Here is a 20,637-nt window from a genome sequence, read left to right as displayed (position 1 = left end):
TCAGCGACCTGCAAAGACAGGCTTTTCCTTGTTCAGGAAGGCGCGCTGCCCGTTGCGGTAATCCTCGGTGTCAAAGCAGGCATAGGCCTGAGCCAGTTCGTGTTCGGCCAGTTCGCCGCCAGCTTGCAAGCGACGCACGAATTGTTTGTGCCAACGGTTGACCAGGGGAGCGCCCGCAGCGATACGCCCGGCAGCCTCATAGGCTTCATCGCCAACCTTGTCGTCGTCCACCACTCTTGTGACGAGGCCTTTGTTCAGTGCCTCGTCCGCGCCAAAAACGGCGCCTTCGAGCAGGATTTCCAGCGTGCGCGTGCCACCGATGACGGCCAGCAGATCGGCTAGTTCCCGGTAGTCCAGGGTCAATCCGATGCGGTTGATCGGCACGCCAAAGCGGGCGCCCCGGCCCGCAATGCGGATGTCGCACATGGCCGCGATCTCCAGCCCGCCGCCCACGCACGCGCCTTCGATGCATGCGACCGTGGGATGCGGCGTGAGCTTGAGCCGGTCGGTCATGGCCAGCGTGAACTCGGCGTACTCTCGCGCCTGCTCCGCGCCGCTGCGGGTTTCGTCGAACCCGCCGATATCGCTACCGGCACAGAATGCGCCTGCCGCGCCGCGCACCACGATGCACCTGACGCTGTCATCGGCGTTAAGCGTGTCGAAGGCATCACCGAACTCGCGATACATGTCGAGCGTGAAGGCATTGCGCTTGGCAGGCCTGTCCATCAAGACGGTGACGATTCCGTTCTGGCCGCGGTCCAGTCGAATGCTCATCGCGCGTCCCCAAGGTGCAGCGTGGTGCCGTCGAGCACCAGCTTGCCGTCCAGCCAGAGTTGCGCATCGGTCACGATGGTGTCGTAGTGGGCGGCCGCCTTGACCGTGCCGCCGATGTAGGCGCTGGTGCCGAGCGCCAACTGGATGGATCCGTACACGCTTTCATCGGAAAGCATCGTTCCGTCCAGCTGGCAGCAGGGATTCATGCCGACACCCAGTTCGCCCAGGTTGTAGACCAGGGGATCGTGGAACCCGGCAAGCAGATCCCGGAATTTGGCAGCCTCGGCCCCGCCCTCGATGGACACGGCCATGCCGCGCTCAAATGTGATGCGAACCGATTCGTCTCGGATGAGTGACACGCCAGGGATACTGGCGTTCACCACGATGACGCCTTCGGCAGTGCCTTCAACGGGGGCCAGACTGGATTCGAGGCAGTAACCCGCCGAGATGTCTTCCGTGTTCGCAAATCCGTGCAGCGCACGGCCACGACGACCTGCAATGCTCATCGTGATGTCGGTACCCGCAGCGCTGGTGACCCGTGCCGTGTCGGCGTGGGTGAGCGCATCGGCCAGCCCCTGGATTTGCGGACGCAAGGCTTGAAAGTCGGCGTTCCAGCCTTCGGCCATAAAGAAATCCGGCAAATCCGATTCGGGCAAGACGATGACCCCGACGCCGGCGCGAGTCGCTTTTTGCCGCGCTTCGGTATGGGCGGCGTTGGCGCGCGTAAGCGCAATGATCAGGTCCGCGCCGCACATGGCGTCGGCCACGATGGGCGAAAACGGGCGCCCATGCTGGCGGCTGCCAGGTATCTGCAGCATGTGCGGAATGGCGCCGCACTCGTTGATGGCGATGGCCAGCGGCTGGACATTCTGCTCGGTGTAGTAGTCATACAGCACCAGCACATTCATGCCGGGGCGCGCGTCTCCCAACAGCTGCACGACCTTACGCGCGTTGTCCAACTTCAATAGCGTATTCATGCGCGCACCTCGGCATTGATGGATTTTTCAAGGATGTCCAAACCCCGCTGCAACTGCTCGGCACTCATGTTCAGCGGGCCAAGAAAGCGCAGCACGTTTCCATGAAAACCCGCCTTCACGAGGATCAGACCGGCTTCATATGCGCGCCGCACGATGCGCGCGGTGGCCTGGCCGTCCGGACGGTGGCTGGTTTTGTCCGTGACGATTTCCACGGCGCGCATCGCGCCCAGCCCGCGCGCATCTCCCACGATGGGAATGTCGCGTTTCCATGCGTCGAATCGCTCGGCCAACTGACGGCCCAGCGCCTCCGCGCGGCCGGCGTAGTCGTCTCGTTCCATGACGGCGATTGCGGCCAGCGCCGCTGCGCAGGCCAGGGGATTGCCCGCGTAGGTCCCTCCCAGGCCGCCGACATCGGGCGCGTCCATGAGTTCGGCGCGGCCGACCACGGCGGCGATCGGCATGCCGCCTCCCATGGATTTGGCCAGGGTGTAGAGATCGGCGGTGATTCCGCTGTGCTCGATGGCGAACCAGCGGCCCGTGCGGCAAAAACCGGACTGGATCTCGTCGGCGATCAGGACGATGCCGTGGCTTGTGCAGAATTCGCGTAGCCGGCGCATGAAGCTGGCCGGCGCAGCATGAAAGCCTCCCTCGCCTTGCACGGGTTCGATGATGACTGCGGCGACTTGCCGTGCGCCGATTTCGGTTTCGACCATGCGTTCGAAACGCTCAAAGGCCTGGCGAGCCGCGGCTTCTTCGTCGGCGCCAGTGCGATACACGTAGGGAAAGGGCGCCCGGTATACCTCGCTGGCAAGGGGGCCAAAGCCGGTTTTATAGGCGGGCGCCTTCGCAGTCAGGGCAAGGGCCATGTTGGTGCGCCCATGGAACGCGCCCTCAAAGGCCACAACCGCCTGACGCCCCGTTGCGCGTCGGGCGATCTTGATCGCGTTCTCGACGGCCTCTGAGCCGGTGCTTTGCAGCATGACCTTCTTGGGCCAGTCGCCGGGCAGCCTTTTGACCAACATTTCGGCGAGGTCGATGTAGCCGGGGTACATGACGATGTTGAAGCAGGTATGCAGATAGTCGTCTGCCTGGCGCTTGACCGCGGCAACGACCTCCGGGTGCGCGTGGCCCACGTTCAACGTGCCGATGCCCCCCGCGAAATCCAGGTAGGTATTGCCGTCGAGGTCGACCACTTCGGACCCGCTTGCGCGGGCCGCAAAGATGGGGGCCCCATTGGCGACTCCGCGAGCGACAAGCGCGTCCCGCTTTATTTGGTACTGCTGGCAAATCGGGCCCGGCAGGGATGCAAGTACGGCTGAGGACAAGGCACTCTCCTTCGGAAATCGGCGTCAGGTGATGCGATGTGGGGTATCTTGCGCTGGCACAAATCATTGTGTCAATAAGAAAATACGAGCATGAGCGCAAGATTGTGCACAATCTTGAGTGCGATAAGAGTGCTATGATCGACGGCGTCAAAACCTTGCCTCGACCTGCCCAAAACATGGCCACTTCTCCGAAGAAACCAAAAGCGCAATCCGCCCCTGCAAAAGAGCGCAAAAGCATGCCGTCCACCCAGGCAGTCGTGTTGGATGTGCGACAGCGCATCGCTTCCCAAGCGTTGCTGCCGGGTTCGCGCCTGCCGGAAGAAGATCTCGTGAAGAACTACGGAATCCCGCGCGCCAAGGCCCGTGAGGTGCTGGCTACGCTGGAAGACCGCGGCCTGATCGAACGTGTTCCGAACAAGGGCGCGGTGGTGGTTCCCGTTGACATGGAAACCACCTATCGCCTCTACCAGGTCCGCGAGACGCTAGACAGCCTGTCCGTTCGCCTGGCCATGGAGAATGCTTCGGCAAGCGACTACGAAGCGCTTCAGCAGATGCTCGGTCAGCAGTTTGAAGACACGTTGAGGGACGGCGACATCGAGTCGCATGTCGACACCATCGTGCGGTTCCGTAATCGCGTGAACGAAATCGCCAACAACCCCGTGCTCAGCGATCTGATTGAACGAATCTACGAACGCATGCAAGTGACGATGCGGCGCGTGGCGTTGTTGCCTGGGCGCGCCGAGATGGGAATCAAGCAATACAGGACGCTGCTTGACGCCATGATTCGCAACGATGTGGACGAGGCGGATCGCTGTGTGCGCGAGCTGAACCAAAGCGCGCGCGAGTACATTCGCCGATACAAAGATTATTTGTAGGAAGTCGACGGGCGTTTGGCGTCCGGGTCGGGCGGCGCGGCCGGAGATCCCGGCGCGCTTTCAGGATGCGGACTTGCCGGTCCAAACGCCCAGCGCATCATGCGGGCTGGCCTTTCCGAATCACCACCGCGTCCAGCGCCACCGCGCCCTGTCCCTCGGGCAGCGCCAGCAAGGGATTGATCTCGACCGAGCTGAAATCCCCCGCTCGCGCATGCGCGAACCGGGATAGGGTGGCCAGCGCGTCGGCCAGGGCATCGACATCGCACGGAGGCGCCCCGCGCGCGCCCTGCAGCAGCGCGTATCCTTTGATCCCGCGAATCATGTCCAGGGCCTCATCGCGGCCAAAGGGCGCCAGCCGGAAGCTGACGTCTTTCAGCACCTCGACGAAAACGCCGCCCAGTCCGAACATGACCACGGGCCCGAACACCGGGTCAGAATGCACGCCAGCGATGCATTCCACGCCCTTGGGCGCCATGGGCGCGACGAGCACCCCCTCGACGCGGGCGTCGGGGCGATGCTGGCTTACCGCGGCCATGATGTCCGCATAAGCCCGTCGCACCGCGTCCTCGCCCCGGATGTTGAGCTTGACGCCGCCCACGTCGCTTTTGTGCGTGATATCTGGCGAGACCACTTTTAGGACGACAGGAATGTCCTGGCCCGCGCGAAGGTCGCCGGCGGCGCGCACGGCCGCGTCGGCATCAACCGCCAGCGTGCTCGGGGAAGCCGGCATGCCGGCGTCGCGCAGCAGTTCCATGGCCTGGATTTCGGTATAGGTTTCGCGCAGCGGCGCACGGTTAGCCGTGTCCGGGGCGGGATCCGCTTGCGTTGTTCCGCGGCCGGAATGGGATGACATTGCGGCCACCGCGGCGATCGTGCGGACGGCGGCGCTGGGATCCGGAGACACCAGGCAGCCCAGACGCTCCAGTTCGCGCCGCCGCGCAGGCGGGAACAGGGCGCTAATTGCAAGCGGCACGTCGGGATGGCGCGCCTGCATCTGCCGCGCGAAGGCTTCGAAGGTGGGCCACAGCGCTTCGGACGAGCCCGCGGCGGCCAGGAAGACAGCCAGGGCATCGTAGCGGCCATCGGCCAGCATGTCGTCGGCGGTGGCCAGCAGCAGCCCGGGTTCGGAGACGGCCTGGCCAGTGACGTCGACGGGATTGCGGCCGCTGGCAAACGGCACGCGTTCCAGCAGCCTGGCCTGCGCGTCCGCGGCCGGTTCGGGCAGCGTCAGTCCGCTGTCGGCGGCGTCGTCGGCCATCAGCGCGCCCACGCCGCCGGAAATGGTGAAGATGCCCAGGCGGCGGCCTTGCGGCGGGCGCTTCCAGGTGTCCAGCGCATAGCCCAGGTTGAAGAATTCCTCGATGGTGCGCGCACGCAGGGCGCCGTACTGGCGGAATAGCGCGTCGTACACGGCGTCGTCGCCGGCAAGTGCCGCGGTGTGCGAGGCCGCGGCCTGCGCGCCGGCCTGGGTGCGGCCGATCTTGGTCACGACCACGGGCTTGCCGGCAGCGCGCGCCGCGGACAGCGCGCGGCGTAGCTTGGCGCCGTCGCGGCAGCCTTCCATGTAGGCCATGATGACGCGGGTGTGCGTGTCGCCGGCCAGCCATTCGATGCAGTCGGCAACGTCGATGTCGGCCTCGTTGCCGGTGCTGATCCAGTGTGACAAGCCCAGGCCGCGTTCGCGCGCCATGCTGTAGGCGTAGGCGCCGAACGCGCCGCTTTGCGTCACCATGCCGATGCCGCCGGCGGCGACGATGCCGTTGGCGGGCGCGGGCGAGAACGTCGCGTAGACGTTGCGCCGCACATTCATGAAGCCCAGGCAATTCGGTCCCAGCAGGCGGATGCCGCGCTCGCGCGCGATGGCGCACAGCCGGTCCTGTTCCGCCGCGCCTTGCTCGCCGGTTTCGGAAAAGCCGGAGGTAAACACCACGGCCGCGCCTACCTGGCCCGGGCGGGCGCGTTCAAGCGCCTGCGCGGCGTGGGCGGCGGGCACCGCCAGAATGGCCAGGTCGATGTCCGCGTCGAGCGCGTCCAGGCCGGGCACGGCACGCAGGCCAGCGATGGTGTCCGCGCGCGGATTCACGGGGACGATGCGGCCGCCATAGCCGTGCTGCAGCAGCAGGCTGACGGGCATCGCGCCGATCTTGCCGGGCGTGGCAGACGCGCCGACGATGGCAATCCCTTGCGGATCGAAGAGGCGGGACAGGGAGGGGAGGGCAGACGGGTTCATGGATATCGGCGTTCAGGAGTAGCGGACAACACTGCGGCCGGTGCTGCCGCGTTCGAGCAGGGCGGCAAGCGCCTGCGGCAGCTGGCGGGGTTCGATGACGCGCGCGATCAGGTCCAGGTGCGCGGGGCGGTATTCACCGGCAAGCTTGTTCCAGACCTCGCGCCGCAACGGCATGGGGCTGTTGGCGTTGATGCCCAGCAGCTTGATGCCGCGAAGGATGAAGGGGATGACCGACGTGGGCAGCTCCGCGCCGCCCGCGTTGCCGAAGGCAGCGGCAACGCCGTCCGGCTTCACGCAGGCCAGCGCGTGGGCCAGCAGCGCGCCGCCCACGGAGTCGATCACGCCCGCCCAGCGCGCGCTCATCAGCGGCTTGATGCCGGCCGACAGATCGGGCGGGGCAATCACTTCGTGGGCGCCGAGCGAGCGCAGATAGTCCGCAGCGTCCGGCTTGCCGGTCATGGCGCAGACGCGGTAGCCGCGCTGGCTCAGGATGTCGATCGCGACGCTGGCCACGCCGCCCGTGGCGCCGGTGACCAGCACGTCGCCTTGCGCGGGCGTCAGTCCGCAGTGTTCCATCCAGTGCAGCGACAGCGCGGCGGTGTAGCCGGCTGCGCCCAGCACGGCCGCGTCGCGCAGGCCGATGCCCGCGGGCAGCGGCAGCGCCCAGTCATGGCGCACCCGCGCAAACTCGGCATAGCCGCCGTCGCAATCCACGCCGATGCCGAAGCCGTGCACGACGACCTCCTGGCCCGGCGAAAGCGCGGGGTCGGCGGAATGCACCACGGTGCCGGACAGGTCGATGCCGCCGATGCGGGGGTAGTCGCGCACGATGCCGCCGCGTCCCGCCTGCGCCAGCGCATCCTTGTAGTTCAGGCCCGCATAGGCCACCTTGATGAGCGTGTCGCCCGCGGACAACTGGTCGGCGGTCAGCGTCTCGAAGCGGCCCTGCGGCGGCTCGCCCGCCGCGCCGGCGTGCAGCCGGTAGGCCTGGAATCGGGGATTGTCCATCGTCGTCTCCATTGAGGCTCAGGCTTGCGCCATCAGCCGGCGCGCCAGCGTGGCGCGGTGCAGTTCGTTGGCGCCGTCATAGATGCGGAAAGGGCGCATCTCCTGCCAGATCATCGACACGGGGGTGTCGTCGGACAGACCCAAGGCGCCCATCATTTGCACGGCACGGTCGGCCACGCGGTTCACGGCGTCGGACACGAAAACCTTGGTCATGGCGCTGTGCTGCTTTACCGGCAGGCCCGCGTCCATGCGGGCCGCGCAGTCCATCGTCATGAGGCGGCTGGCATGCAGGTCGATGTGCGAATCCGCGATCATCGCCTGCACCTGTTGCAGGTCCGCAAGACGCGCGCCGAAGGACTCGCGCTGCGCGACGTAAGCCTGCGCCGTCTCCAGCGCGCGGCGGGCGCGGCCGATGTATCGCATGCAGTGGGAAAGGCGTGCGGGCTCCAGCCTGAGTTGCGCATGGGCCAGGCCCTGACCCGGCTCACCCAGCACGGCGTCGTCGCCCACCTCGCAGTCCTGCAGCAGGATCTCGGCATGTCCGCCGATCTGGTAGCCCGTGACCATGCCGATGTCGCGCACCACCCGGTAACCCGGGGTGTCGGCAGGCACCAGAAATAAGGTGGCGCCGGTCTCGCCGCGTGCCAGCACCAGGGCAAAGTCCGCGCCCACGCCGCCGCTGATGAACTGCTTGTGGCCATTCAGCACCCAGCGCGAACCACGCCGCTCGGCCCGTGTGCGCAGCATGGACGGGTCGGAGCCGGCGCCTGGCGCCGGTTCGGTCATGGCGAAGCAGGCCCGCTGCTCTCCCCGCACCAGCGGCGCCAGAAAGCGCTCCTGCTGGGCAGCGTTGCCCAGACGTAGCAGCGTCAGCATGTTGGGCTGGTCGGGCGCGGCGCAGTTCAGCGCCGCGGGGCCCAGGAAGCTCCGGCCGGCTTCTTCCAGCACCTCGGCCAGCGCGCGCCAGCCCAGCCCGAGTCCGCCCCATTGCGCGGGCAACTGGGGCGCGTACAGACCGGCCTCTTTTGCCCGTGCGCGCAGTTGGGCGACACAACGGTCGAGTGCGGCCACGTCGCGCGCGATGGCCGGGGACTCGGCCGGTATCGCGACCTCGTCAACGAAGCGGCGCACCCGTGCGCACAGGTCGGGCAGGGCATCGCCCGCGTAGCGATCTTGCGTATCCTGCATGGCTTATTCCTCGATCTTGACGCCCGCCTGCTTGACGACGGCGCGCCATCTGCGGGTTTCGTCGGCGATGTGCTGCCCGAAGGCTTCGGGCGTGCCGCCGGTAGGCTGCATGCCAAGGCCGGTGAAATAGCTGCGCACTTCGGGGTCGGCCAGCACGGCGTTGATCTGGCGGTTGAGCTGGCCGATCACGTCCTTCGGTGTGCCGGCAGGCGCCATCACGCCCCACCACGACGAGGCCGACAGCGGCACGCCCAGCTCGGCCAGCGTGGGCACGTCGGGCAGATCGGGGTTGCGTTTTTGCGCCGCGATGGCAATGGGCCGCAGCCGCTGCGCCTTGACCTGCGCATACACCGGGGGCAGGTTGTCAAAGCTCATCTGGACCTGCCCGCCGACCAGCGCGGTGGCGGCCTCGCTGCTGCCCTTGTACGGAATGTGGCGCAGCGCAATGCCCGTCTCGTGCGCGAACTGCTCGCCTGCCAGATGCGGGATGCTGCCCGTGCCGGCGGTGGCGTAGGTCAGGCCCTGCTGCGCGGTGGCGGCGCGCTTGAGGTCTTCCAACGTCCGAAGCGGGCTGGCCGCCGGCAGCAGCAGGTACACGGGCACATCCGTGGCCCCGATCACCGGCGTCAGGTCCTTGTTTACGTCGTAAGGCAGCTTGGCGTACAGCACGCTGTTGGTCGCAAGATTGGCGGTGCCCATCAGCAGGGTGTAGCCGTCCGGCTGCGCGCTGGCCACGTAGGCGGTCCCGATCTGCGTGGCGCCGCCAGGCTTGTTTTCAACCACCACCGGCTGCCCGATCAGGGGCGCCAGTTTGCGCGCGATCATTCGCGCGGCGGTGTCGGTGCCGCCGCCGGCGGCGTAGGGCACGATCAGCCGCACCGGTTTATCCGGATAGGCGCCCGCCTGGGCGGCGCCCGCCGCGCTCAGCAGGACGGCGGCGCACAGCGCGCGCAACGTTCGAAAGCAGGGTTGCATGGCGGTCTCCTGGCGTAGGCCTATTGGATGCGGGTGCCTGTGGACTTCACCAGCTTGGCCCACCAGGCGGTTTCGTCGGCGATCTGCTTGGCGAACTCGGCCGGTGTGCTGGCCAGCGGCTCGGCCCCCAGCTCCTGGAAGCGGGCCCGCAGTTGGGGATCCTGCAGCGCCTTGACCACGGCTGCATGCAGGCGCTCGATCACCGCCGGGTCGGTGCCGGCGGGCGCCATCAAGCCTTTCCAGGCCATCACCACAAAGCCCTTCTGGCCGGCCTCGTCAAAGGTGGGAATGTCGGGCGCGGCGGTGGCGCGCTGGTCGCTGGGCACGGCCAGCGCGCGCAGGCCGCCCGCCTTCACCTGGGGCAAGAGGGCGGGCATGTTGTCGATCATGAAATCGATGTGCCCGGCCACGAGGTCGGTGATGGCGGGACCGCTGCCCTTGTACGGTACGTGCTCGGCCTGGATGCCTGTCTGCTGCTTGAGCAGCTCTCCGGCCAGTTGCGCGGGAGAGCCATTGCCCGGCGAGCCGAACGACAGCTTGCCCGGGTTGGCGCGGGCGTATTGCAGGAACTCCTGCAGCGTCTTCACCGGCATCGACTTGGTCACCACCATCAGGTTGTGCTCGCGTTCCAGGCAGGTGATGGGCGCCAGGTCCTTGGCCGGATTGAACGGCATGTTGGCGTACAGGCTGGGATTGACGACGGTGGGCCCGGCGGCGGCCAGCAGCAGCGTATAGCCGTCGGGGGCCGCGCGCGCCACGAAGTCGCCGCCGATGTTGCCGCCCGCGCCCGGCTTGTTCTCGACGATGACGGGCTGACCCAGGATAGGGTGCAGGGCCTCGGCCAGCAGGCGGCCCAGGATGTCGGTCGAGCCGCCGGGGGCGAACGGCACGATCAGGCGGATGGGCTTGTCGGGGTAGGCGGCCGCGGCTTGTGGCGGCAACGCCGCGCAGGCGAGGGCGGCGGCCAGCGCGCCGATCCATTTGGGCAGGTGCTTGTGCAGCATGATGGGAGTCTCCTTTGGTTTGGCGGGCCGGCGGCTTCTGGTGGCCGTGGTCCCTGGGTGCCCTAGCGGCCGGGCGTGTAGCCCGCCTGGGTCAGCGTGTGGCGGGCGATGGTCAATTGATGGATCTGGCTGGTGCCCTCGTACAGGCGGAACAAGCGCACGTCGCGGTAGAAGCGCTCGATGCCGTAGTCGGCGATGTAGCCATAGCCGCCGTGCATCTGCACGCAGCGGTCGGCCACGCGGCCGCACATTTCGGAGGCGAAGTACTTGCAGATCGAGGCGTTCAGTGTCACGTCCACGCCCGCGTCGCGTTCCCGGGCGGTTTGCAGCACCAGCGCGCGGGCGGCCTGGATCTCGGTCTGGCAGTCCGCCAGCATGGCCTGGATGAGCTGGAAGTCCATCAGGGGCTTGCCGAACTGCTGGCGTTCGGCCACAAAGCGCAGCGTGTCGTCCAGCATGCGGATGGCGGGACCGATGCACAGGGCCGCCAGATGGATGCGTTGCTTGTTCAGCACCTTCATCGCGGTCTTGAAACCCAGGCCTTCCTGGCCGCCGATGATGTTGGCCGCCGGCACCCGGCAGTCCTGGAAATGCACGGCCGACACGGGGGACCCGGCCTGGCCCATCTTGTCGTAAGGCTGGCCGGTGGTCAGTCCTGGCGTGCCGCGCTCCACGATGAATGCCGTGATGCCCTTGGCGCCGGGCGCGTCCGGATCGGTGCGCGCCATGACCGTGAACAGGCCAGCTAGCGGCGCGTTCGTGATGAAGCACTTCTCGCCGTTCAAGACGTAATGGTCGCCGTCGCGCACGGCGGTGGTCCGCAGCGCGGTGGCGTCGGAGCCTGCCTGCGGCTCCGTCAGGGCAAAGCACCCGGTCAGTTTGCCTGCCGCCAGCAGCGGCAGGTAGTGCGCCTTCTGCGCCGGGGTGCCGTCGGCGACCAGCGCCTCGGAGCCGATGCCGGTGTTGGTGCCGACGCGGGCGCGCAATGCCACGGAACACTGGGACAGCTCCATCGCGGCCAGGATCAGCTCTTCGGTCGTCATGCCCGCCCCGCCATACTCCTGCGGAATGGAATAGCCGAACATCCCCTGTTCGGCCAAGCTCTTGACCAGATCCTGCGGCACCTCATCCAAACGGGCGATCTCGGCCTCGCGGGGCGCGAGCTGGTCGCGCACGTAGCGGCGCAGTGAATCGAGAAATTGCGGGAAACCTTCGGGGTCCCTGATCATGGCGAGTCTCCGTTTTATCGTGGGCGCTGATGCGAGCCGCGTCTTGTTCGAATCAGGCTAGCAAAAGGCCGCCGGATTTGAGACAAGTATTTCGATATCTTGAACGGCATGAAAGGCGGAGCGCAGGCTGGCTGCTCTATCATCTGCGGATACGCGGTGCGCGTCCCGAGCGCGCCGCACCAGGATCCCGCCCATGACCGCTCGCCCCGGTGAACACCATGCCGACCCCGCCTTCGCCACCACGTTGGCGCACGGCCTGTCGGTGCTGCAGGCGTTCCGGCATGGCGAGCCCGCACTCAGCAACCGTGAACTCTCGGACCGCACCGGCCTGTCCAAGGCCACGATTTCCCGCCTGACGACGACGCTGATGCAGCGCGGCCTGTTGCGCTACGACGCGGGACTGCGGCGCTACCGCCTTGGCACGGCGGTGCTCTCGCTGAGCTATCCGCTTCTGGCCAGCATCAAGGTGCGTCAATTGGCGCGCCCCTTGATGAAGCGGCTGGCCGATGCGGCGGGCGGCTCCGCGTCGCTGGGCATGCACCACGGCTTGAGCATGGTCTACGTGGAAACTTGCCGCGGGCACGATGCCGTGTCGTTCCGACCCGACATCGGCGCCTTGCTGCCGCTGCTGCCTTCGGCGATGGGGCGGGCGTGGCTGGCGCAGGCTCCGCCCGGCGAGGCCGAACCCGTGTTGGCGGCGTTACGGCGGCACGATCCCGCCATCTGGCGGCGCCACGCGCCGGATCTGGCAGCGGCGCAACGCGATTACGCCGACCACGGTTACTGCGTCGGACAGGGGGATTGGCATTCGGACGTACATGCCGTGGCGGTGCCCATGCGCACGCGCGTGGATGGCCAGACGCTGGTCTTCAATTGCGGCGTGCCGGTGACGCGGCTGCGGCCTGGCGACCTGCGTGGCCGCATTGCGCCGCGCCTGGTGACGCTCGTCAAGCGTGTGGAGAAAATGCTGGAGCAGCGCAATGACGCGTGACCCGGACCGCGAACTGACCACCACCCTGGCGCGCGGGATCGACATCCTCACGTGTTTCCGTGCCGACAGGCCCGTGCTGGCCAACAAAGACTTCGCGCAGCAAACCGGCCTGTCGCGTAGCGCGGTGGCGCGTCTGACGCACACGTTGGTGGAACTGGGATTTCTGCAGCGCGAGGGCGAGCCGGCACGCTACCGCCTGGGCGCGTCGGTGCTGGCGTTGAGTTACCCCTTGCTCGCCAGCATGCAGATCCGGCAACTGGCCCGGCCGTTGATGAAGCAGCTTGCCGACCACGCGCGCGGCGCGGTGTCACTGGTTGTGCGAGACCGCTTGCAGATGGTGTACGTGGAAACGGCCCGCTCCAACGAGGCGCTGCAGACGCGGCCCGACATCGGCGCGTCGCTGCCGCTGCTGTCCAGCGCCGCCGGCAAGGCATGGCTGGCACGGGTGCCGGACGAGGAACGCGCCGTCGTGCTGAACCAGCTGCGCGTGGCCGACCCAAGGCATTACGCGGCGCACTTCCCCAATCTGGCCGCGGCGCGGCGCGATCTGGAACGCAAGGGTTTCTGCGGCAATAACCAGGAATGGCGGCCGGACGCCTACGGATTTGCGGCGCCGCTGGGGCGGCCGTATCAATCGTTGTTGTATGTCTTCAATTGCGGCGTGCCCACGCAGGATGGGCCTTACCGGGAGCGCGCGGCTGACATCGGCCCGCGGCTGGTCGCGTTGGCCAGAGAGACGGAAAGGCTGCTGGGGCTTGCCTGATTGGTGTGCGCTTGGTGTCTTTGGCCCAGCGCCGCAATTGATCGTCGCTTTTGCAACCTTTAAGTGAGGTTGAGACCGCCATCCGACAGAAGAACTTCGCCCGTCAGATAATTGGACTCAATGAGCAACGAAACTGCCTGTGCAATATCTTCCGGGCTTGCTGCTCGACGCATGGGGGCTCGCTCTTGCCACAATTCCTGTGCTTGAGTCCAACTCGCCGTCAATGGTGTATCCACAAGTCCAGGCGCGACTGCATTCACGCGAATACTCGGGGCCAATGAAAGCGCCAATAAGCGAGTGACATGGTTGAGTGCCGCCTTCGTCGCTGCATATGGGATAGACGCGCCTTTGGGACGTACTCCTGCATGCGAGCTCACATTAATCACACAAGCGGGGACACCTTCTGATGCTGATGCCCTGAGTGCGTCCTCAGCCTCTGCCACGATGCGAAATGGTGCAATGACATTCACCTCATGCAATTCGCGCCATATGTCAGGTGTTGCTGCTTGCATGTTGTCGTGTGGGATCACATGGCTGATTCCCGCGTTATTAACAATTACGTCCAGACGTCCCCGGTACGCGACAGCTTCTCGCACCAGCTTGACTCTGTCTGCATGAATAGCGAGGTCCGCTTGTACATAAGTGGCTGCACCCAACTCACGCGCCAGGGAAACACCAACCTCCACTGAGCTACGAGAGTGCAATACGACCGCGTATCCATCCTTCGAAAGCCGTCGAGCAATTGCCTCTCCAATACCAGATGTGGAACCCGTGACAAGAGCAACGCGTTGGAGTTGAGGCATGAAGAGTCCAGAAAAATTGAATAGACATGCAGTCTAAATTCAGACAGCCATAGACCGTGTCTCGGTGAGGATAGCATCGTCAACGGCGCAGCCCCGACAAGGGTTGAGTCAACGCACTTAAGGTCCGCATCCGGCCCGAATGACCCGAGGCCGACACTGGGGAAAACGCCGGTGAGCCGTACCTGGTCCTGCACTACCTGGATACGCCAAACATCTCAGATTCGATGGACTGCGGAAATCACTTGGGAGCGGCAGTGCCCATCAACCCCAGATCCCCAAACACCGCGCGCACGTACAAGGAACATCGCTACGCTGGCTGGGGCTGTCGGAATGGATATGCGACCGCTTTGGCGTCGGCGGCAGTTCTGCCTGGAATACGGTATTCGTGCTCCGCATCGCGCGTGGCGGTTGCGACGACAGGAGCGGGGACCTGAAGCGATTTCAATCGCAATCGCCCCTTCCAGTGGACAAAATGCTGGAGGCGGTCAAGCCGTTTGAAGCCGCCTTTTCGCGCGCCAAGGGCTACGCAGACTGGTCGAATGTCGCGGCCTTTACGCTTGAGGAAAATGATGCGGGCCGGGTTTTCTATGGGGCTCATCAGGTGGCCAACCTGCTGCTTGAATTTGTCTGGTTTCGCACGCACAGCAAGGGGCTGACTCGTGAAGTGTTTGCGGCGGTGGAGCGGCTGGCACACATCGTCCAAGGGTTGGGTCCCGGCCAACGACGCTTTTTCAGGGAAAGCCTCAAGGCTTTGCCGGAGCCGCTCCAGATCGCCGCAAAGGATGCGGCGGCTTCTCGCAGGGTCAAGAGGCCGGCGTGATTGGCATTCCCCGCGTTACTCCTCGCGCAGGCACCCCAGAAATGCCGCCGTCAAACTCGACTCGGCCTGTTGCTGCGCGGCAAGGATATAGCGAGAGAACACGATCGTCGGCGAAAACGGCAAGCTGGTGACGCCGGGTATCTTCAAGGTGCGCATCACAAGAGGATTGACCACGCTTACCCCAAGCCCCATCGCCACCATGCGGCAGATCGTGGCTGCGTAGGGCGTATCCAGGATGAGCTTGCGGCGATCGGGAACAAATGCGGCGTCGATCGCCGCGCGCGTGCCGTCGCCCTGGGTAAGCGAGACGAACGGCTCATCAACAAGGTCCCCGGCATTTACCCGCCGCTTGCGCGCGAGACGATGCCCATTGGGAACGATGCACACCCCTTCATCCTCCGCCCAGAGGTTGACGGCGACGCCGGGCGTATCGGCCAGATACGAGACCAGGCCCACGTCGCAATAGCGAGTTGCGGTCCACTTGGCGACGGTGGGCGAGTCGCCCGTGTGAATCGATACCGGCACGTCGGGGTAGTGCTGCCGGAACTTGCGCATCACTTCCGGCATGACGCTCATGGCGATGGAAGGCACGGCGCCGATACGCAGCGTTCCTGGACCCACTTGCCGAATCAGACGTGCGGCATCTGCCAACGCATCCATGCCGAGAAACGCGCGTTGCACCTCCCGGTAGAACGCTTCGGCTTCCGGCGTGGGAATCAGCCCGCCCGGCCGGCGTTCAAACAATCGAAATCCGGTAGCGGTTTCCAGTTGCCCGATTACCCGGCTGATATTGGACTGCGAGGTGTGGAGTTCACCCGCAGCCAGCGTCATGGAGCGCGTCAGCATCACCACGCGAAACGTCTCGATGTGTTTGAACTTCATCCGTGAATCCCCCGTATGTGAGTCGCAGCATATCAAAACTGCATGCGTAAGCCGAATACTGTCATTTGACGTAATGCTGGTCGATTTCCATACTCCAGCCATACATCGGATCGGGCGCCCTGCACGGGCAACAGGAGCAGGAAGATCATGGAATCGAAGGTCAGTCGCAGATTGCAGCAAGCCACCGCGCAGGAAGTCTGCGACCACATTTATCTGCCGCGGTTGAATCGCGAGTTTGGTAGTGGCTTTGACTACCTGTCGGATATCAATCAAGCCCATTTGCTGATGCTGTTGCGCGCGGGCCTGATGCCGCGAGAGCCGGCCATCAGCCTGGCTCGCGCGCTGCAGCGAATGGAGCGCGATGGCGCCGCTGCGGTGCCGCTGGACCCGCAGCGGGAAGACGCGTACTTCAATTACGAAGCCCACCTCATGGGCCTGGCGGGACCGGAAGTGGGCGGCCGCCTGCATGTGGCGCGCAGCCGCAATGACATCCTTGCCACGCATGACCGGTTGCGAGCGCGCGACGCCGGTTTGAACGTGCTTGACGGGCTAAATGCCGTGCGAGAAGTGGCGATATCTCGCGCCGAGCAGTACGCCGGCGTGGTCATGCCCGGCTACACGCATCTGCAATCCGCGCAACCCATCACCTATGGCCACTACCTGGCCGCCGCGGCCGATGCCATCGCCCGCGATGCGGCCCGCATCGAACAGGCGTTGGCGCACATCGATGCATGCCCGCTGGGCGCTGGCGCGCTGGCGGGAACAACGTTTCCCATCCAGCGCGAAGAGACGGCGCGTCTGCTGGGCTTTGACCGCTGCGTCGACAATTCATTGGATGCCGTGGCGTCGCGGGACTTTGCCTGGGAACTGATGTCGGCGATGACCATCGCCTCATTGACCTGGGGCAGAATCGCGCAGGACTTCTATGTGTGGGCTACCCCTGAGTTCGGGCTTGTCAATTTTCCCGATCGCGTGGCCGGCACGTCCAGCATCATGCCGCAGAAGAAGAACCCGGTGGTGGTCGAGTATCTGAAAGGTAAAACCAGCCACCTGATCGCCCTGTTCACCGCGTCGATGACCGCCGTGAAGGGCACGCACTTCACGCATAGCGGCGATGGCAACAGGGAGAGCATGCGCAGCTTCTGGGAATCGGCCGACGAGTGCGTTCGCTGCCTGGCGCTTTTCCGGCTGGTTCTGGACGCCGCAGAGCCCGTCGAACAGACCATGCTGCGCAGAGCGAAGACCGACTTTTCCACGGCGACCGATCTGGCGGATGCGCTGGTGCGTGAATCGGGGCTGTCGTTCCGGGAAGCGCATCATGCGGTGGGCGCCGTGGTGTACCAAGCCATTGAAGCCAAGCTGTGTGCCGATGAAATTACGGTCGAGATGGTGAACGCCGCGGCGTCTGAACAGACGGGACGCGACATCCATCTTGATGCGGCAACCGTTCAACGTTGTCTGGATCCGCAGGCGAGCGTGCAGGCCCGTTCCGCCTATGGTGGCCCCGCGCCCGCGCAATTGTCGAAGCGCATTGAAGACCTGCGCCGCGCGCTGGCTGGCTCACGGTCCCTGGCGGCGTCCCGGCGCGAGGCGATTGCCGCGGCAAGGTCCACGTTGAAAAAAGAGATCGCGGTGCTGGCCATGGCGCCGCTGGACTAAGGCCGAGTCGGAATCACGGCTTTCCTATTCTTATTACACAAGGGGTTCCACCATGAAGCTTGCCATCACGATTGCCGCCGCCTCGGCGCTGGCATTTTCTTCCGCTGCGATTGCGGATGCCTATCCGACAAAGCCGATTCGGCTGATCATTCCATTCGCCGTGGGCGGCAGCACCGACAACCTGGGCCGCGTGCTGGCGGCGCGCCTGTCGGAGAAGCTTGGCCAGCAAGTGGTGGCCGACAACCGTCCGGGCGCGGGCGGCAACATTGGCACGGACCTGGTCGCCAAAGCGCCCGCCGACGGGTACACGCTGTTGTTCGCCACCGAGGGCACGTTGGGAATCAATCCTTCCCTCTACAAGAAGCTGCCGTTCGACCCGGAAAAGGACTTCACCCCGATCGCGCAATTTGCCAGTGTGCCCAACATCCTGGTCGTCAATCCCAAGGTGCAGGCCAAGACAGTGCAAGAGCTTGCGGCCTATGCCAAGAGCAAGCCGGCCAGTCTGAACATGGGCTCGGCTGGCAACGGTACGACCAATCATCTTTCGGGTGAACTCTTCCAGTCGATGACGGGCACGTCCTTCACGCATGTGCCGTACAAAGGAAGCGGCCCCGCGATGGCGGACTTGTTGGCCGATCAGATCCAGTTGATGTTTGACAATCTGCCCGGCTCGTTGCCGCACGTGAAAGCCGGCAGCCTGCGAGCGTTGGCCGTGACCAGCGCCAAGCGCTCGCCGCTGCTGCCGGACGTGCCGACCATGGCCGAGGCGGGCGTGCCGGGCTATGACGTGGAAGTGTGGTTTGGCGTGGCGGCGCCCAAAGGCCTGCCGGCGCAGACGTTGGCCACGCTCTCCAAGGCCATCACCGAGATCTCCCAGGAGCCGGCGACGATAGAAAAGATCCTGAACATTGGCGCCACGCCGCTTACGTCCACGCCCGCTGAGTTCGGCAGCCGGATCCAGGAGGCCCGGCTCAAATGGGCGCCGATCGTGGCGCACTCTGGCGCCAAGATCGACTAGGCCCCCTTGGCTACATCACCTTTACCGCCCGGCCGATGAACTGAATCGGACCGGTCGGCTTGCCGGTGGGCGAGCCATTGGGCGGTTCCAGCGTCAGTTCAAACAACTGGTTCGCCTCCAGCGGGGGCAGCTTGTCCAGGGGGATGCGCACCGGCTCGCCGGGTTTGATCAGGCCCAGCGACACCGGGCCGGCCCAGCCGTCCGCCTTGGTCCAGAATTCCAGCGCGCGATCGGCCGGCACCTGCATGGCCGCAATCGGCACCAGTTGCACCTCGCGCTGACCCGCGCTGGCCTGCACCACCCAGCCTGGCGTCTGCGATTGGGGCGCGACCAACACCACCATGTACTGCACGGGACCTGGCGTTTGCGCTGGCCGTAGCGCCAGCGTGCCGGCCAGGACCAGTGCGGCGGCCAGGCCGCTGGCGGCTGCGCCGCGCCAGAAGAAGAGGCTATCCCACCAGCCTGGACGCGTGGACTGGCCGGCTTGCCGGGCCGCGTGCTGGCGGTCCAGCGTTTTGGCAATGCGCGGCCACAGGCCGGGCGAGGGCTCGATCGGCTCGGTCAGGCTGGTCAGCGGCAGCAGGCGCGCTTCCCAACGGTCAACGGCGGCGCGCAGGGCCGCATCGTGCGGCAGGCGGGCGTTGACTTCCTGACGGCGCGCGCCGGACAAGGTGCCAAGCACGTACTCGCCGGCCAGTTCGTCCAGGTTTTCGGGGGGGACTGTCGGGGCGCTCATGCCAGGCATTCCTTCAGCGCTTTCAGGCTGCGTTTGATCCAGGCTTTGACGGTGCCCAGCGGCGCGCCCAGGCGCTGGGCGATTTCGCTGTGCGACAGGCCGTCCACGTAGGCGTGCAGCACGCAGTTGCGACGCACGGGTTCCAGTTGTTCCAGGCAGGGGCCGATGCGGCCGGCGCTGTCGCGCCAGTCGAAGGCCTCGCGTGTGTCGTGCCAGGCGTCGATCGCTTCGCGTGCATCCAGCGCGGCGGCGGTGTCGTCGTCGACGGCGGTTTCATGGCGGCCGTCTCGCACGGCGTTCAGCGCCAGGTTGCGCGCCACGCTGTAAAGCCAGCCACGGGCCGAGCCGCGGGTGGCGTCGAAGCTGCCGGCCCGGTTCCAGATATTGACGAAGGCATCGTGCACGATGTCTTCAGCGCGGGCGCGGTCACGAACGATGCGCTGGGCGACGCCCAGCAGCCGCGGGCCTTCGTGGCGGTACAGGGCTTCCAGCGCCGAGCGGCGCCCTGCGGCGCACTGCTCGAGGGCTGCTTCGTAATCGAATTCCGGAACAGGTCGGTTTGGCATGCGCACAGGGCAAGGGGTGATGGGCACGGACCGGGCAGGCGAGCCCCGGCAGCGGCGGCGGATCCGGGCACATGTTACCGGACTCCCGCCGCCTTGGCCCATCGGGTGTCAGTTAGCCTTCCAGAAGATGTAGTCGGCCTGGTACGACACTTGACTGCGTTGGCCGGCCTTGGTGCAGGGCGTCTGGGGCGCCACGCCGCCCTTGAGCGCGGTGCGCTGGATGTAAGCAACGCCCGTCATGGCGCCGGCGCCCATGGCGGGATTGGCCTTGACCAGTTGATAGGGCAGGTTGCCTGTACCGGCCGGCGCCACGGCGACCTGCGTGCCGGTCAGCTTGGAGCCGTCCGTGGCCTCCCAGGTGGCGGGCGGGCCGTAATAGGTGCCAACCTGCTTGCCTTGGCGGTCTTTCAGGACCGCCTTCGGACCGGCGAACACCCATTCCATCTGATCCTTGGCGTCAGCCTTGGCGCGGCATTCATAGGTGATTTCGCCCGTGCCGACGGTTTCCCAGGCCACTTTGTGGCCGGCGGGCACCTGGACGGCGGCGGGCAGGGCGTCTTGCGAGGCAGCCATGGCCGGGGCTTGCAGCATGCCGCAAGCAGCCAGCAGGGCGGCGGTGAAAAGGCCGGTGGCGGGGGTGGGGCGAGTCGTCATGAGCGGTCTCCTGCGCAATAGGAATTTGCGGATACGGCACACGGAATGTGCGCCGTTGCAGGTACTACACGCGGGAGACGCGATTGGATGCAGGGCGGCGGAAATTTTTTTTCGGCGGGCGTCGGGGCTTGGAATCCGGATTGGACTGCGCGGCAGCCCT

20 protein-coding genes are annotated in these 20,637 nt (G+C 65.8%); 6 read left to right on the top strand and 14 right to left on the bottom strand.

The genetic code is table 11. The features are described 5' to 3' along the window. The 3 genes from LN047_RS24045 to gabT are packed head-to-tail and all read right to left on the bottom strand — an operon-like array spanning position 1 to position 3,076. Entirely contained in the window at positions 1-774 is a 774-nt protein-coding gene (locus LN047_RS24045) for an enoyl-CoA hydratase/isomerase family protein (protein WP_223572929.1), read from the bottom strand. Beyond that, complete coding sequence (locus tag LN047_RS24040) at positions 771-1,751, bottom strand: hypothetical protein (RefSeq protein ID WP_346526919.1); 981 nt, start codon at positions 1,749-1,751, stop codon at positions 771-773. Before LN047_RS24040 ends, LN047_RS24045 begins: the two co-directional genes overlap by 4 nt. Beyond that, positions 1,748-3,076, bottom strand: a complete 1,329-nt coding sequence (gene gabT / locus LN047_RS24035; RefSeq protein ID WP_373980413.1) for a 4-aminobutyrate--2-oxoglutarate transaminase — start codon at positions 3,074-3,076, stop codon at positions 1,748-1,750. The genes LN047_RS24040 and gabT overlap by 4 nt, the downstream gene beginning before the upstream one ends. A gap of 134 nt (positions 3,077-3,210) precedes the next feature. Here gabT and LN047_RS24030 point away from each other — a divergent pair, with 134 nt between their 5' ends. After that, positions 3,211-3,951: a GntR family transcriptional regulator gene (locus LN047_RS24030; RefSeq protein ID WP_255452371.1), complete on the top strand. Its 741-nt coding sequence runs from the start codon at positions 3,211-3,213 to the stop codon at positions 3,949-3,951. Positions 3,952-4,048: 97 nt separating this feature from the next. On the opposite strand, the gene LN047_RS24025 is transcribed toward LN047_RS24030, so the two are convergent. The 6 genes from LN047_RS24025 to LN047_RS24000 form a co-directional block, all read right to left on the bottom strand. After that, positions 4,049-6,181 (bottom strand): acetate--CoA ligase family protein, encoded by a 2,133-nt coding sequence (locus tag LN047_RS24025; protein ID WP_373980412.1) that lies wholly within the window; start codon positions 6,179-6,181, stop codon positions 4,049-4,051. Positions 6,182-6,193: 12 nt separating this feature from the next. Then, complete coding sequence (locus tag LN047_RS24020) at positions 6,194-7,189, bottom strand: acryloyl-CoA reductase (protein WP_373980411.1); 996 nt, start codon at positions 7,187-7,189, stop codon at positions 6,194-6,196. An 18-nt stretch (positions 7,190-7,207) separates the two neighbouring features. Next, on the bottom strand, positions 7,208-8,377 hold the full coding sequence (locus LN047_RS24015; protein ID WP_373980410.1) for an acyl-CoA dehydrogenase family protein: 1,170 nt from the start codon (positions 8,375-8,377) through the stop codon (positions 7,208-7,210). Positions 8,378-8,380: 3 nt separating this feature from the next. Then, complete coding sequence (locus LN047_RS24010) at positions 8,381-9,352, bottom strand: Bug family tripartite tricarboxylate transporter substrate binding protein (RefSeq protein ID WP_373980409.1); 972 nt, start codon at positions 9,350-9,352, stop codon at positions 8,381-8,383. 20 nt (positions 9,353-9,372) lie between these two features. After that, positions 9,373-10,356 carry a tripartite tricarboxylate transporter substrate binding protein gene (locus tag LN047_RS24005; RefSeq protein WP_062839609.1) on the bottom strand — a complete coding sequence of 328 codons (984 nt, stop codon included), beginning with the start codon at positions 10,354-10,356 and terminating at the stop codon, positions 9,373-9,375. A gap of 62 nt (positions 10,357-10,418) precedes the next feature. After that, positions 10,419-11,585 (bottom strand): acyl-CoA dehydrogenase family protein, encoded by a 1,167-nt coding sequence (locus tag LN047_RS24000; protein ID WP_373980408.1) that lies wholly within the window; start codon positions 11,583-11,585, stop codon positions 10,419-10,421. A gap of 193 nt (positions 11,586-11,778) precedes the next feature. On the opposite strand from LN047_RS24000, the gene LN047_RS23995 reads away from it, so the two are divergent. Further along, positions 11,779-12,576 (top strand): IclR family transcriptional regulator, encoded by a 798-nt coding sequence (locus tag LN047_RS23995; protein WP_373980407.1) that lies wholly within the window; start codon positions 11,779-11,781, stop codon positions 12,574-12,576. Next, on the top strand, positions 12,566-13,339 hold the full coding sequence (locus LN047_RS23990) for an IclR family transcriptional regulator (RefSeq protein WP_152382556.1): 774 nt from the start codon (positions 12,566-12,568) through the stop codon (positions 13,337-13,339). The genes LN047_RS23995 and LN047_RS23990 overlap by 11 nt, the downstream gene beginning before the upstream one ends. Before the next feature lie 59 nt (positions 13,340-13,398). Here the strand turns inward: LN047_RS23990 and LN047_RS23985 are convergent, their stop codons facing one another. Continuing rightward, positions 13,399-14,142 carry an SDR family NAD(P)-dependent oxidoreductase gene (locus tag LN047_RS23985; RefSeq protein ID WP_373980406.1) on the bottom strand — a complete coding sequence of 248 codons (744 nt, stop codon included), beginning with the start codon at positions 14,140-14,142 and terminating at the stop codon, positions 13,399-13,401. Positions 14,143-14,527: 385 nt separating this feature from the next. Between LN047_RS23985 and LN047_RS23980 the strand changes: the two genes are divergently transcribed. Further along, a complete protein-coding gene (locus LN047_RS23980) occupies positions 14,528-14,962 on the top strand; it encodes a hypothetical protein (protein WP_373980405.1) in 435 nt (144 codons plus the stop codon). 15 nt (positions 14,963-14,977) lie between these two features. Here LN047_RS23980 and LN047_RS23975 read toward each other — a convergent pair whose 3' ends face one another. Next, entirely contained in the window at positions 14,978-15,844 is an 867-nt protein-coding gene (locus LN047_RS23975; RefSeq protein WP_373980404.1) for a LysR family transcriptional regulator, read from the bottom strand. Between the two features lie 147 nt (positions 15,845-15,991). Here LN047_RS23975 and argH point away from each other — a divergent pair, with 147 nt between their 5' ends. Together argH and LN047_RS23965 are read left to right on the top strand one after the other, a co-directional pair. After that, on the top strand, positions 15,992-17,503 hold the full coding sequence (gene argH, locus LN047_RS23970) for an argininosuccinate lyase (protein WP_373980403.1): 1,512 nt from the start codon (positions 15,992-15,994) through the stop codon (positions 17,501-17,503). A 52-nt stretch (positions 17,504-17,555) separates the two neighbouring features. Continuing rightward, on the top strand, positions 17,556-18,521 hold the full coding sequence (locus tag LN047_RS23965) for a tripartite tricarboxylate transporter substrate binding protein (RefSeq protein WP_280001595.1): 966 nt from the start codon (positions 17,556-17,558) through the stop codon (positions 18,519-18,521). A gap of 10 nt (positions 18,522-18,531) precedes the next feature. On the opposite strand, the gene LN047_RS23960 is transcribed toward LN047_RS23965, so the two are convergent. The 3 genes from LN047_RS23960 to LN047_RS23950 all read right to left on the bottom strand — a co-directional run bounded on the left by LN047_RS23960 (position 18,532) and on the right by LN047_RS23950 (position 20,477). Continuing rightward, positions 18,532-19,257 (bottom strand): anti-sigma factor domain-containing protein, encoded by a 726-nt coding sequence (locus LN047_RS23960; RefSeq protein ID WP_223572895.1) that lies wholly within the window; start codon positions 19,255-19,257, stop codon positions 18,532-18,534. Then, on the bottom strand, positions 19,254-19,823 hold the full coding sequence (locus LN047_RS23955; RefSeq protein ID WP_373980402.1) for a sigma-70 family RNA polymerase sigma factor: 570 nt from the start codon (positions 19,821-19,823) through the stop codon (positions 19,254-19,256). Before LN047_RS23955 ends, LN047_RS23960 begins: the two co-directional genes overlap by 4 nt. Positions 19,824-19,931: 108 nt before the next feature. After that, a complete protein-coding gene (locus LN047_RS23950) occupies positions 19,932-20,477 on the bottom strand; it encodes a DUF3455 domain-containing protein (RefSeq protein ID WP_373980401.1) in 546 nt (181 codons plus the stop codon). Positions 20,478-20,637: the final 160 nt, after the last annotated feature.

Origin of the sequence: Achromobacter sp. JD417, from assembly GCF_041879325.1 — a bacterium.
GTDB lineage: Bacteria > Pseudomonadota > Gammaproteobacteria > Burkholderiales > Burkholderiaceae_B > Achromobacter > Achromobacter mucicolens.
The sequence above is the reverse complement of the archived record's forward strand: the minus strand, read 5'-3'. Positions and strand labels throughout refer to the sequence as shown.